This window comes from Desulforhopalus sp. IMCC35007, from assembly GCF_005116575.1.
In the GTDB taxonomy this organism is placed as follows: Bacteria; Desulfobacterota; Desulfobulbia; order Desulfobulbales; family Desulfocapsaceae; genus Desulforhopalus_A.
In genome coordinates, this window is sequence record NZ_SWCN01000002.1 from 176,678 (window position 1) to 190,693 (window position 14,016).

Sequence of the window (14,016 nt, forward strand, 5' to 3'; positions counted from 1 at the left end):
CATTCAAAGAGCTTTAAGCCTGTGCAAACCTTTCCACTTCATATGCCGCAACAGCAGCGGCTATAACTGCAATATCCTCATCGGCATCTGTAGATGTGGCCTCTTTGGCTTGTTTTCTTTTAAGAGCTTGAAATGCCCTTTCTTTCTCAAGGGCATCGACTTCTTTTGCAGCTTCACCTTTCGTCAGATACGCGGCGATACTAATGAAGAGAATCATAAGGCAAAGGAACAGCATAACAGTTGTCATGCCGACAATCATGAGTTTAACACCTGCAAATAACATTTTGATCTACCTCATCAGAGTTGAATTGTTAATTGGTATGTTAAGACGTAGGCACCCAAGGTACCACGAAGTATGCACATGAATCAAAACAATAACGTAAATAGAAAGAGCAAATATTTCTGATTAACCGTACTTTTTGGCAAGTGACGGTGTTGCCTAATATGCACAATATGATAAAAATTATAAGAGGTGGTCTCGTAATTTCGACAGGGACTGTACCACACAGTTGTGATGCGGTACAGTCTTTTTGAGGAGGGTTATACTTCGTAAGCGGAGTAGGTCGTTTCCTGGCCAAGTAAAAGGTCTATTTCACTTTGTATAGTGGCTCTTTCCTGGTTATTGAGCCAGGCGTTCCAGTCTTCCAGGGACCGCCATGTTGAGATGACCATGCATTCATCGTCCCTATCGACTCTCTTGAGTGTTTCTCCGAAAATATATCCCGGTTGGTTTAATGTCAGGCTGCGGAGTTTTTTCAGCAGCAGGGTGAGTGCAAGAACATTTTCTGTTGAGACATGCCGCTTGATAAAAATTTTCACTGTCATTGAGTGCTCCTTTTGATCTCATAGATCTCTCTAAGATTGTAAAAGTGAACAACGCTCATCAGCAGTTATAATTATAATAAGTATAAGTAAAATTGTAAAGAAGGCGACGATTCTTCTTTCGAGTAAAAGAAAAGGCAAATCTTCACGTGGCAATTTTCTGATTGATACTTGCTCCTTACGACCTATTCTACAACTGTTTATAATTCGTTTATTTTGAGAGAACAGATTGAAGTTTTTGAACTTTACATCCTGGAGTGTTGACGTTCAGTTCAATGCTCCCGTGATTTTTTTAATGGATAAAAAACGCTGAGCTGATTTAATAAGTATACCTGCAGCATTAACTGCTGCAGTCAAGAGATAATGGGAAGAAAGTACGTCCAGACGGTTCTCTGGTAGTTCCCTTAAAAACAGAATAATCTATCCGGATTTTCTAACAGAGCACCTGTATACGGCATGGGAAAAAGCGGAGACATTGAAGGTTGCAGCCTGAACAGATTTTGCGGGTGCTTGCGGAAGAAGTAAAGAGCAGGTAAAAAGAATCAAATGGCCTTGAATTGTACCTTTTGTAAATATTTGGAAATATTAGGAGAATAATGAGTAACATCATACCTTTAAATGAAAGAATTATTGTGGCTCTTGATGTGGACGATACAGAGCAGGCGAAAAATCTTGTGAAAAAATGTGAGTCCCACACCCGCTATTTTAAGGTGGGGCTACAGCTTTTTATGGGGAGCTGGTTTGAGACGGTGGACTGGATCGTTGATAGAGGTCACAAAGTGATGTTGGATCTGAAATTCTTCGATATTCCAGAAACGGTCAAGCTGGCTGTGGAACAGGTAAATAACAGAGGTGTCAGTCTTGCCACAATTCATGGTAATGATCCAATTATTCGAGCCGCGGTGAGCGCGAGGGGCGATCTGAAATTGCTGGCCGTGACAGTTCTTACAAGTTTTGGTGAAGAAGATTTGCGGGCGATGGGTATGACCCAGTCTATAGAGGATCTTGTCTATTTTCGAGCAAAGCGGGCTTTGGAGCTTGGTTGTGACGGTGTGGTTTCATCCGGACTGGAAGCCGAAAAAATGCGTAATGATCTGGGAGAAAAACTACTCATTGTCACCCCTGGTATACGACCCGGTGCCAATGTGCAAGATGACAGTGATGATCAGAAACGTATCGTAACCGCAGGGATGGCTATAAAAAATGGTGCCAGTCACGTCGTCGTAGGACGCCCCATTACCAAGGCTGCCGATCCTGTAAAGGTTATCGAGCAGATGCAGCAGGAAATTGCAGGTGTAGTATAAATTATTTGCTATGGCGCCTGGATTATGAACCTTACTTCCATTGCTAATGTTTTCGGAACCCTGTTGATTGTGACAGGGAGTTCCATGCTCTTGCCGGCTATCTGTTCGTTCTACTATGGTGAGGATGACCTCTTTGCTATTTTGATTTCCGCATTGATCATAGTATGTGCAGGGATCCCTTTTAAATGGTTCTTTCGCAATGAAAATCAGCTTGGGATAAAAGATGGTATTTTCCTCGCTTCCTTTGGCTGGGTGGTCATATCGCTGGTCTCGACCCTGCCGTTTTTTTTTCATGGCAGTATCCCTTCACTTGCTGACGCATTTTTTGAAATGATGTCCGGATATACCACAACCGGTGCAACGATTTTAACGAATGTCGAGGCCCTGCCCCATGGACTCCTGTTCTGGAGGAGCCAGACGCATCTTCTTGGGGGGATGGGTTTTTTGACCCTGACTCTGATTTTTCTTCCTCATGGGATGAGCTCTGTCCGTGTCTTTCGGGCGGAATCGAGCCCTGGCCAGGTGATTACCAAGGATAAATTCAAGGCACGCAACAAGGACACCCTGGTCTGGCTCTGGGCAGTCTATGTCTTTCTCAATATTTTTCAGGCGGCTCTGTTAGCTGCCCATGGGATGTCAGTTTTTGATTCCTTGTGTCATGCCTTTGGTACGGTTTCAACCTCGGGTTATTCGACCATGAATGAATCTGTCGGCGCTTTTCACAGTGCCTATGTTGACTGGGTGACCATTTTCTTCATGTGTTGCGGAGGTATGACTTTTGTTCTCTTTTATCAGATTGTTAAAGGGGACTGGGAACAGGTGCTGACTAATACGGAATTTCGATGGTATCTCGGTTTTCTCCTGTTTTTCTGTGGAGTGGTATCGCTGATTCTCTACAACAAAAGTGTCTATGGAGATTTTTGGGATTGCCTGCGTTATGGTACATTTCAAGTGGTTTCAATTTTGACCACCACAGGATTTACCACAGCAGATTATGAACTGTGGCCCCAGGCTGCCCAGATGTTTCTGGTTGTCGTCTGTTTTGTCGGTGCCTGTGCAGGTTCAACCACCAGCGGGATCAAAGTCGTCCACTATGTTGTTATCCTGAAATATATGTATTCCTCCATTAAAAGGATTTTTCTTCAGCCCATGTCCGTATCCGCCCTGCGGATCAATGGTCGTCCGGTGGATGCGTCAATTATCGATCTGTCAGTCTGCTATTTTATCGTCAATATCTTTCTCATCCTTTTTGGAGGTTGTGTCATGATCCTTCTAGAAGATATTGATGTTGTTACTTCCATGAGCGCAATTGTAGCGACCCTGATGAATATTGGGCCTGGATTTGGGGCAATAGGGCCCAGTGAAAATTATAGTTTCTTCAGTGATGCCGGCAAATGGTTCCTCTCCTGGAATATGCTGGTGGGGCGGCTTGAAATGTTTTCAGCCCTCGTGATTTTTTTCCCTGCATTTTGGAAAAAATAACGGATTTTAAACAACACGCACACAAGGGAAGTAGATATATGACGCATGTTGGTTTTTTATCAGCAAGATGTACTGTTCCTCACAGGTATTTGAGAAGTATGAGAGCACACTGAAGTTTGTTTGTAAATGGGAGCAAAATTGAGGCCCTTTTTGTTCAGGGTTGAGCTGGAACGAAGTAGGGTAGAGTTGCTCTACTTGTTTCTGAACCTTTAACCGGTTGGAGATTTATGACTGCAGAGAGTAAGATTTTCGTCCTTGATACCAATGTCATTCTTCACGACAGTTCCTGCATTTACAATTTTCAGGAACACGACATCGTCATTCCCATCACCGTTCTGGAGGAGCTTGATAATTTCAAGAAAGGTCAACAGATTATAAATTTCCATGCCAGACAGTTTGTTCGCTCCCTGGATAGCTTGAGTTCTGATAAGCTTTTTAATGGTGGCATGAGGATAGGACCTGACAGCGGTAGAATTGCCATTCGTCTTGAACAAAGAATGCACCCTGATTTAAAGGATACTTTTCCCGGGCAGGATAAGCCGGATCACAGGATACTCAATATCGCCTACTGTATGGCAAAAGCGGATACAGAAAAGAGCTACGTACTGGTCAGTAAAGATGTCAATCTCAGAATGAAGGCCAAATCGGTTGGCCTCATGGCTGAAGATTATACGACCGATCATGTCAGGGATCTTGAGAAAATGTACGGCGGATGTCGGGAGATTGAAGACGTTCCGGCTCAGGGCCTGGATGATATGTATCGTGGTGATGGGATTGTGGCGAAAGCAAACCTAATGGCCGACGATACTCCACTTGTAAATAACGAGTACATTATTTTAAAAAACGGCAAGAAATCGGCCCTGGCTGTCTACAAGAAGAATACAGATACTGTTGAACGTATTCATAAATCCTCAGCCTATGGCATTATTCCAAGAAATGCGGAGCAGTCTTTTGCCCTTAACGCTCTTCTTGATCCCATGACTCCTCTGGTAAGCCTTACCGGAAAAGCGGGTACAGGTAAAACATTGCTGGCTCTTGCAGCAGCACTGGAAGTACGAAAGCACTATCATCAGATCCTGCTGACAAGGCCCATCGTTCCCTTGTCAAATAAGGATATTGGTTATCTTCCAGGAGATATCAATTCAAAGATTAGTCCGTATATGCAGCCTCTCTACGATAATCTGGGAGTGATCAAAGGCCAGTTTTCTGAAAACAGCGATATGTATAGTCGACTTAAACGTATGTTGGAGGATGAAAAGTTAATGATAGAACCTCTGGCCTATATACGTGGCAGAAGTCTGGTTAAAAAGTATATGATCGTCGATGAGGCACAAAATCTTACCCCTCTTGAAGTAAAAACAATTGTCACAAGAGCGGGTGAGGGTACCAAAATTGTTTTCACTGGAGACATAGAACAGATTGACCATCCCTATCTCGATCGAAACTCCAACGGCCTGAGTAGCCTTGTCTACAAGATGCAGGGACAGAAATTGTACGCCCATGTTGATTTGAAAAAAGGAGAACGTTCCGAACTCGCAGACCTTGCCAGCGATTTGTTGTAGGACCTGATTTTAACCTGTCAAGAATGTTCTGTAACTGCACGGCCCACGTTTTTCAAGGTGGGCCTTTTTTGTTATCTCATTGATCGAGCCTGTCAGTGAGTGTAAATTGAGATAATATATCAAAAAAATATCTCATCTTAATTTTGGTTTAGGTATTTCTTGTGATAGAATTCCTTTCGTAAGAACATATAAAAATATGTTTATTTTGGGGGAACTGTCAGAGGGAACAAAAATTATGAAAAAAACACTTCTTAGCCAACTGTGTGTCTGCACGACATGCATTATCACAAGCCTGCCCATTAACCTGAGGGCTCAGGGTGGGGTCGGGGAGAATGAATATATCGACATGGATTTAACCCAGTTGATGAATATCACCATTACCTCGGTGTCGAAAAAACCCCAGAGTCTGGCTGATGCAGCGGCGGCTGTCTATGTCATAAGTGCTGAAGATATTAAGAATTCTGGGGTGACATCTGTGGCCCATGCTCTGGCCATGGCACCGGGCCTGCAAGTCGCTCAGCTCAGTGCTTCTAAATGGTCGATCTCATCCAGGGGGTTTTCTGGCTATACCTCAAATAAGCTCTTGGTCCTGATCGACGGACGTTCCGTTTATACCCCGGTTTACAGTGGTACATTATGGGATGAGAATACTGTTCTGCTTGAAGATGTTGCCCGTATTGAGGTGATCAGGGGGCCCGGAGGCACCCTTTGGGGATCAAATGCGGTGAACGGTGTCATAAATATCATCACCAAAAAAGCAGAAGATACCCAAGGGGTTATGCTCACAGCCGGAGGCGGAACCCAGGAGAGGGTTCTTGGCGCTGCCAGGATAGGTGAAAAATTTGGAGAGTCCACCTATGGCCGCCTCTCTGTATCTTACAATGACAGAGAAGAAAACAGTCTGTATGACGGAGATACGGATGCGGGAGATGGTTGGGAAAGCATGCGGGGGAGTGTACGTCTTGATGGAGAGCCGTCAAAAAAGGTGAAATGGACCCTGCAAAGTGATCTTTATAAAAACAATGAAGATCAATTCATTTCTCCCTACTGGATAACCACGCCACCGTATCTTTCTTCAAAAAATGGTTCTATTGACGATGAAGGTGCAGACATTCTTGGCAAGTATGAATATACATTTAGCCCGGATAAGATACTGACCATCCAGTCGTATTATGACTATACGGACCGCGCAGATGATTTTTATCAACAGACTGTTGATATCTTTGATCTGGATCTGCAGTATCAGATGGGACTTGGGAAAATCAACAGCCTGACCATGGGCAGCGGTTTCAGGCAGACAAGGGCGGATTTTTCTGATACTAATCAAATTGCTTTAACCGACACTACGGATGACCTCTACAGCGCTTTTCTCCAGGATGAAATCACCCTTGTGCCGGAAACCCTCTGGTTTACTCTAGGCACCAAGTGGGAACATAACGATTATACCGGTTCTGAGTGGCAGCCGAGTGCTCGACTTCTCTATAAACCGGCCGTCAATCACTCTCTCTGGACTTCTGTTGCAAGAGCCGTCCGAACCCCGTCCATGGTAGAGGATCAGAGTAAGGTGGTTCTTGCCGTTATTCCAACTGAGATGGGTGTCATACAATCTAGTCTGGTGGGCAATGATGAATTCAGTTCAGAAGAACTCATTGCCTATGAGGCTGGCTACAGGTGGCAGTCCAGTTTGGACTTCTCCCTCGACTTGTCAGTTTTTTATAATGACTATGATGATATCTATACCGTTGCTTTTGAACCTCCGGCAACAGGATATGACCTGACGTTTGTCAACGGGGTTAAAGGTAACTCCCATGGTCTTGAGGCGGTTTTTGACTGGATACCTGTGGACTGGGTTTCATTTCAATTGGTCTATTCCTATCTTGATATGTCCTTTCAAGTTAAAGATGGCTTTGATACACCATCATCAAGAGCTGTCACAGATTTTGTCGAAAATTCCAGCCCTCAGCATCAGGCCTCACTGCGATCGACGTTTAACCTTGGCAAAGACCTGAAATTGAATCTGTGGTTCCGCTATGTTGATGAAATTGTGGTGAGAAACAGTGAAGATATTTTGGGTGGAGGGCTTCCTATAGATGACTATGTTGCCTTTGATGCCAATATCATCTGGTCGGTGTCAGAAAATATCGAGATTATGCTGGCGGGACAAAACCTGTTTGAAGATCGTCAATTACAATATGCATCTGAATATACTACCCCTCCTACGGCAATAGAGCGTGGTTTCTATGGAAAAGTGACCTGGAAATTTTAAAATAATATGGATATTTTTTCTCGAAAATATATAGCCATATTGTTGCTATTGAGTGCTGTCGCTCTTTTGTCCTTCCCTAGAGTTTCGCGGGCTGAAGCACCTGTAGAGGAAAAGGTTAAGGCCGCATTTATTGTCAATTTTGCCCGTTTTATCAGCTGGCCGGAAGAGCTGTTTTCTAACGATACAGACCCGTTTGTAATTTGTACCGTAGGAATGGATACCGAACAAGCGGCCTTTACTGGAATTGAATCGAAAAAAATAAAAGGGCGACCTATCGTTCTCAAAAACCTCACGTCCTTAGATGATAAGAAGCAGATCTGTCATCTGCTCTATGTAAAAGGGGTGAGTCATGAAAAATTACAGGCCTATCTGAAAAAGAGTGAAACGTCTCCGGTTGTAAGTATTTGTGAATCTGATGGTTTTGCGGCACTTGGCGGAACTATAGAGTTTGTTAAAGTGGAAGATCGACTCTCTTTTAAGATTAACAATACCAAGGCAAAAGAACGTCAGCTTCGGGTAAATGCCTCCCTGCTCAACCTTGCGGTGGAGGTGTTTTAGTGAAGGTTTTCCAACGCTGGTTTACCTCACTTACGATCAGAAAAAAACTGCATGTCATCATTCTGCTTTCCTGTTCCATTGCCCTCGTTTTTGCAACTATCGTGGCCCTTGCCAGCCAGAGGTATCTCTTTCGGCAACAACTCACAAGCGAACTGAAAATACTCTCTCAGGTCATAGGAGAAAACAGCCGGGCGGGTGTTATGTTTAAAGACACTCGGGCCCTTGACACAATTCTTGGCTCACTCGCAGAAAAACCAAACGTCCTTCAAGCCTCAATATCCGATGCCGATGATAGTCTGTTGGCCAGCTATCAAAATAAGGCATTTGATTTTGGTGAAGCAAACCCCGACTCTTCCATGCCAGGTGTACAGATTAAAGGGGATAGAGCAACGGTATTGCAGGAACTTTTTCTCGATGGCGATAAAATAGGAACGCTCAGATTCCTGGTCAGTCTGGAGGATTTCAGACAGACCCAGGTGATAATCACCCTGCTGCTGGTCGCCGCCTTTGCCGTAGCACTCATCGTTGCAATGCTTTTTTCCAACAGGCTGCTGGGCTATGTCATTGACCCCATACTCAGCCTCTTTACGACCATGCAGACCATCTCGGAGAAAAAACAATATACCTTACGTACAAAGGTGTTTCACGATGATGAGCTGGGGCAGCTGGCCCGTGGATTCAACTATATGATCGGTGAGATTCAGGAACGTGATGAAGACCTGGAGGATGAGGTTGAAAAAAGAACAAAGGATCTGCTCAAGGCCAAAGAAAAGGCGGAGGCTGCCAGTCAGGCAAAAAGTGAATTCCTGGCCAATATGAGCCATGAAATAAGAACACCGATGAACGCTATCATTGGTATGACCTATCTCGCCCTCCAGACGGACCCGAATCAAAAGCAGCAAAAGTTCCTGCTGACAGTGAAGCATTCTGCAGATAATCTTTTGGGGATTTTAAATGATATTCTCGATTTCTCAAAAATTGAGGCGGGACAGCTTCAGCTCAATTCACAACCCTTTCTTCTTGATCAGGTTATAGAATCCGTCTTTTCGACCATGCACATGCTGGCATTGGAAAAAAATATCAACTTAATATACACCGAAGGAGCTCAGCTGCACAAAGCCTATATCGGTGATGATCTGCGTTTGCGTCAGATACTGTTTAATCTTATTGGAAATGCGATCAAATTTACCCATAAAGGCTCTGTCACTGTTCATCTGGAGAGCAGCAGTGAACAGAATGAACAGGGGCTGCTTGAACTTTCTGTGGATGTTGAGGATACAGGTATCGGTATTAAACCAGACAAGCTTGAGTCCATTTTTAATAGCTTTGAACAGGCAGATAACAGTTATATCCGGGAGTATGGGGGCACAGGGCTGGGGCTGGCCATAAGCAGGCAACTTACCGCCCTTATGGGTGGTGAGATGACTGTCCGGAGTGAATATGGAGTGGGCTCTGTTTTCTCTTTTTCAATCATGTTAAAACCCTGTGAGTCAGGCGATGTGGAGGAGATTCACCGTTATCAGAAAAGTCACAGCCTGGGAATGCAGAAGTTACGTATTCTTATTGCTGATGATAACGAGGTGAACAGGGACCTCGCCCGTATGGTTCTTGAAAAAGATCACGAGATTGACACATGTGTAAATGGTGTGGAGGTGCTGCGCAATCTTTGTTCTTCCACATATGATGTTGTGTTGATGGATGTACAGATGCCTCTGATGGATGGGTTGACCGCTACTCGGATCATCCGTCGTCTCGAGCAGGGGGATGTTCCCGATCTTATGGATTTCAGAGATATTCTCTTGCCGCTCAAGGAGCGGCTGGCTGGAAAATATCTGCCGGTTATTGCAATGACCGCCCATGCCATGGCCGGAGATCAGGATCTGTGTCTGGCGTCGGGGATGGATGGATACGTGACGAAACCATTTCAGGTTAGCCAGCTCTATGCTGCCCTGCAAGCGGTTCATGTTCTGGATCATGTCCCAGGTAATATGCACCTTGGTGCTGGCAAAAGACCCCATGTTGAGCACACCCCGGTTGAAAATACCAAAACGGTTGTCTGTATGTCCTCCCGGGAGATTACCGACTACCTGCAAGTTTATACCGGACTGAATCCGCTGCAGGCAGATAGGTGCTGGGGTAAAGCGCAACAGCAGATCGTAGAGATCCTCAACAGATTGAAAGGCTATTATGATTCGGGTGAGGTCGTTCGCTTTCGAGCTGACGCCCATTTGGTCAAAGGGCTGTTTTTACAATGTGGTCTTGGTGATTGTGCGGCTATGGCTCAAGACTTATATGATTTTGATCTGAACGATCAGGACAGGGAGCTGATACTGGATAATCTTCACCAAATGAACGAGAGGATGAGAGCACTTACAGATGAGTTGTCCTCTGTAGATCCTCCAATATCTGAAAAAACTGCTCCTGAAAAACGGCAGAAACCAGCCACAGATAATAAAAAATATCTCCTGATTTTGGAAGATAACCAAGTTATTCAGGATGTCGTAACAAAAATGTGTTCCATGTTGGGGTATGAGGTTGAATCGACAACAGATGGCGCAGCGACTGTAGAGGCATATCGCAGGCAGATGGCAACAGCCAGACCGTTTCACTGTGTTTTTCTTGACCTGCACATCCCGGAAGGCATGGGGGGGAGGGAGGCTGCAGAGAAGATTCTTGCGATGGATGGGCAGGCAAAACTCATTGTTTGCAGTGGAAACGCTGGAGACCCCATTATGCAGGCCTATCAGGACTTTGGTTTTAGTGCGTATCTAAATAAGCCCTACTCCTTTGACCAGTTGAAAAAACTGTTCGGCAGGCTCAACTCCTGAAAGAGGTTGCTTATTACCTAAGAAATTCATTCCAAGTCTGGGCTTATCTCTTTCTTATCATGAATGAATTTCGTGAAGCGACTTCTCCCATTTATCGGGGGGAGCCCAATCGGTTGCAGGTCCAGGATTTTTGGATAGTTGCAGACTGCTTATGTTATAAATTTTCTACACTTATCTGACCTTTTTCCACAATATTCATTGTCGGCATCAGGGTTCCCATATCCAGTTTTGCTCGAAAGGTATAGCCAAAACTGCTTGTTGGCTGAACCAGAAGTGAGCGGATAAGCTCTTGCCCCGCCGAGCAGATCAACTGTGGCCTCGATGGAGATATCTCCTTCTCCATAACCTCGTATCTTCGGCAGATCATTGGCAACCCCGGCAAGCACTTTGTGTCCTTCAATTGAGACAGTGTAGTATAACCCTTCAATCTTGAGCGATTCCCGGTTGGGATTGATGATATGCAGGCCGATTGCAAATTTGGGGATGAGCCCATCGCCTGGCATCAGCTGAAAGGTTTTCAGACCGACTGTTGGTTTCTCTTTATAGGGGACAAAGGAAGCGCAGCTGCTGATAAAGAGAAAGAGACAGATCAGGGGTATAATCCTTATGAATTTTAGAGGTACGACTCCATTCATGGTTTTCTCCAATGGATATGGGGAGTGTTCTGTACAGTTTGCCGTGAGACCCAGTATTTAAGAAATAAAGAGTTTTCTCACATCTTTTAGCGCCTTTGAGGGGCAAACGACAATGACGGGTTCATCCGCCTGAATATGAGTGTCCCCGACTGCAATTTGCCACCTGGAATTCCTGTAGATTGACCCGATGATGAGTTTATCTTGATAAAATTTATCCAGTTTGGAAAGTGGTTTTTTGGTAATAGGGGATTTGTTTGCCGCGACCAGTTCCACGACTTCTGTATCAAAGCCATGGAGATGTGCAACTGACAGAAACTCACTTCTGCGGATAAATTTAACGATCTCGTTGGCGGCCATCACTTTTTTATTCAGAGCAATGTCTGAGCCAATTGTTGCGGCGAGGACGAGGTAGTCCTCTTTGCTAACCAGAGCGATGGTTTTACATATTTTCTGATTCTCGCTGGACGTATTTTTCTGGCAGATATGTTTTGCCAGAAGACAGGTCATAATGTTGGTTTCGTTTTCTCCTGTGGTTGCCACAAAGGTGTCCATGTCCAGAAGACCCGCCTGGATGAGGATGTCTCCATCGGAGCCATCACCGTGCAGGACATCGGTGTGGGCAAGACTCAATGAGAGTTCCTGGGCTGTTATTTCGTCCTTTTCAACGAGGCGTACGGAAACAGATTTTTCCAGCAATTCAGCGACCCTTGAGCCAACAAGGCCACCGCCCAGCAGCATGACCCGCTGCTGGCGCTTTTTTTTCATTCCGGTCACTTCCATTAACCGGGGGAGATGCTCGTTTGCGGCCATGATAAAGATATGGTCGTCTTCATGGATGATCTCGCCTCCGCGGGGGATAATTGTGGTAATTCCCCTGGCAATGGCAATAACCCTGAAAGGAAAATCATTATAGAGGGCCGCGATTTCCTGCAGAGTCCGGTTTGCCAGTGGAGACGATCTACCAACGTCGGTTGCCAGCAGTTGGATCTCGCCCTGGGCGATATCGATGATCTCGTTACTGGAATTTATCTGGATGAGACGTACAGTTTCCTGGGCGACCAGTTCCTCTGGATGGATAAGCAGATCGAGCTTGAGATCTTTGGCGGTGAGGAGAGAGTCGTTGTTACCAAATTCCAGGGAGCGTACCCTGGCAATTTTCTTTTTGATGCCGAAACGGTCTGCAATCGAGGCAGCCATCATGTTTACCGCATCATTGTCTGTAACAGCGATGAGATAGTCCATCTTATCAGCCCCAGCCTCTCTCCAGCAGTTGATACTCATTGCGTTACCTTGAATGAGACGTGCATCAATCTGACCGTCGGCCTGCTGAATGAGCTTGGGGTCGGCTTCAATTATTGTGACGGCATATTCTTCATGGATCAGGCGTTTAGCAAGGTAAAAACCAACGCCTCCAAGACCCAGTATGAGAATATTTTCAGCCGCGGCTAGTTTTTTGCGAAACATGGTCACTCCATCTGTAGGTGTTTACAGACTGAGATAAAGTTATTCTGCTCTCCTGTTGTGTTTCTCAGGCTCGAAGAGTAATGAGAATTGCTGGAGAAATCAACAGGTAAAAAATGCCGAAAAGCAGGGAGTAGGTTGTAGACATGATTACGGTTTTCTTGTGGGTTAGATCGTGATCTTGTTACAGATCATTGTTGGCTGGATGATAGTGAACAAAGACCCTTCGCATATAGTCAATATCCTCCAGAAGGGTTTCCTCAACCCGGGTTGCAATGTCATCCCCTTCTGCAACGGTAAGATCACCGGATACCCCGATCGTGATGTTTACGACCATATAGAGGCCAAAACGGTGACCGGAAATCTCTTCAACTTCCTTGACTTCGGGAATCTTTTCCAGAGACCTGCTGATTTCTGCTGTGAGTTCCTGACCAGGCAGGGTGTTCATGAGATCAGCTGCAGAATCCTTGATGATTTCAACCCCGGTGGTCAGGATAATGACGGAGACAATGCCTCCGGCCAGGGGATCAACCCAGATGTAGCCGATCTGGCTAAAGACAATGCCGACAGTGGCCGCAAGTGCTGAAAAAATATCATTACGATGATCTGCCGCAAGTGCGAGGAGGACGTTACTTTTGGTCTGTTGACCGATTTTTTTTGTCCATATGGAAAGCCAGATTTTCAGAAGTACCGTGAAAAGAGCAATCCATAGTGTTAGTTGGGTAGCGCCTGTAAAATCATTCGGCTGGTTTAACAGCTCGTAGACATTATTGATTGAGGCCCAGAAGATGGAAATCGCAGTGGTGATAACAAAAGCACCGACCACGACTGCTGCAATAGACTCTAACCGGTCATGACCATAGGGGTGTTCATCGTCGGCAGGTTTTCCTGACAGGCGCATAAAGACGTTGACGACGATACCGTATGCCACATCGGAGGTCGAATTTATGCCATCGGCCAGAAGAGCGGGACTGTTGCCGAAAATTCCGACGCTGGTTTTAAGGATGGCCAGAAGTGCATTTGCTCCAAGGCCGACATTGACGGCAAAGATGCCTTTTTGCTGCCGTTTTTTTGTTTTCATGTAAGGCGGGGCCGTAT

At 45.2% G+C, this 14,016-nt stretch carries 11 protein-coding genes; 6 read left to right on the forward strand and 5 right to left on the reverse strand.

Going from position 1 to position 14,016, the window contains the following annotated elements:
* Positions 1-13: 13 nt before the first annotated feature.
* Positions 14-283, reverse strand: a complete 270-nt coding sequence (locus FCL48_RS02640) for an OadG family protein (protein WP_136870685.1) — start codon at positions 281-283, stop codon at positions 14-16.
* A 257-nt stretch (positions 284-540) separates the two neighbouring features.
* Positions 541-825, reverse strand: a complete 285-nt coding sequence (locus FCL48_RS02645; RefSeq protein ID WP_136870686.1) for an antibiotic biosynthesis monooxygenase — start codon at positions 823-825, stop codon at positions 541-543.
* A 593-nt stretch (positions 826-1,418) separates the two neighbouring features.
* Here FCL48_RS02645 and pyrF point away from each other — a divergent pair.
* The 6 genes from pyrF to FCL48_RS02675 all read left to right on the forward strand — a co-directional run bounded on the left by pyrF (position 1,419) and on the right by FCL48_RS02675 (position 10,822).
* Positions 1,419-2,126, forward strand: a complete 708-nt coding sequence (gene pyrF, locus FCL48_RS02650; protein ID WP_136870687.1) for an orotidine-5'-phosphate decarboxylase — start codon at positions 1,419-1,421, stop codon at positions 2,124-2,126.
* Positions 2,127-2,150: 24 nt separating this feature from the next.
* On the forward strand, positions 2,151-3,608 hold the full coding sequence (locus tag FCL48_RS02655) for a TrkH family potassium uptake protein (protein WP_136870688.1): 1,458 nt from the start codon (positions 2,151-2,153) through the stop codon (positions 3,606-3,608).
* Between the two features lie 227 nt (positions 3,609-3,835).
* Positions 3,836-5,170, forward strand: a complete 1,335-nt coding sequence (locus FCL48_RS02660) for a PhoH family protein (RefSeq protein ID WP_136870689.1) — start codon at positions 3,836-3,838, stop codon at positions 5,168-5,170.
* Positions 5,171-5,405: 235 nt separating this feature from the next.
* Positions 5,406-7,436: a TonB-dependent siderophore receptor gene (locus tag FCL48_RS02665; protein WP_169309047.1), complete on the forward strand. Its 2,031-nt coding sequence runs from the start codon at positions 5,406-5,408 to the stop codon at positions 7,434-7,436.
* A 6-nt stretch (positions 7,437-7,442) separates the two neighbouring features.
* Positions 7,443-7,994 (forward strand): YfiR family protein, encoded by a 552-nt coding sequence (locus tag FCL48_RS02670; RefSeq protein WP_136870691.1) that lies wholly within the window; start codon positions 7,443-7,445, stop codon positions 7,992-7,994.
* A complete protein-coding gene (locus tag FCL48_RS02675; protein WP_136870692.1) occupies positions 7,994-10,822 on the forward strand; it encodes a response regulator in 2,829 nt (942 codons plus the stop codon). Before FCL48_RS02670 ends, FCL48_RS02675 begins: the two co-directional genes overlap by 1 nt.
* Before the next feature lie 149 nt (positions 10,823-10,971).
* Here FCL48_RS02675 and FCL48_RS02680 read toward each other — a convergent pair whose 3' ends face one another.
* From FCL48_RS02680 to FCL48_RS02690, 3 genes are all read right to left on the reverse strand, one after another.
* Positions 10,972-11,457 carry an LEA type 2 family protein gene (locus FCL48_RS02680; RefSeq protein WP_136870693.1) on the reverse strand — a complete coding sequence of 162 codons (486 nt, stop codon included), beginning with the start codon at positions 11,455-11,457 and terminating at the stop codon, positions 10,972-10,974.
* A gap of 57 nt (positions 11,458-11,514) precedes the next feature.
* A complete protein-coding gene (gene trkA / locus FCL48_RS02685) occupies positions 11,515-12,921 on the reverse strand; it encodes a Trk system potassium transporter TrkA (RefSeq protein WP_136870694.1) in 1,407 nt (468 codons plus the stop codon).
* 181 nt (positions 12,922-13,102) lie between these two features.
* Positions 13,103-13,999, reverse strand: a complete 897-nt coding sequence (locus FCL48_RS02690; RefSeq protein WP_136870695.1) for a cation diffusion facilitator family transporter — start codon at positions 13,997-13,999, stop codon at positions 13,103-13,105.
* Positions 14,000-14,016: the final 17 nt, after the last annotated feature.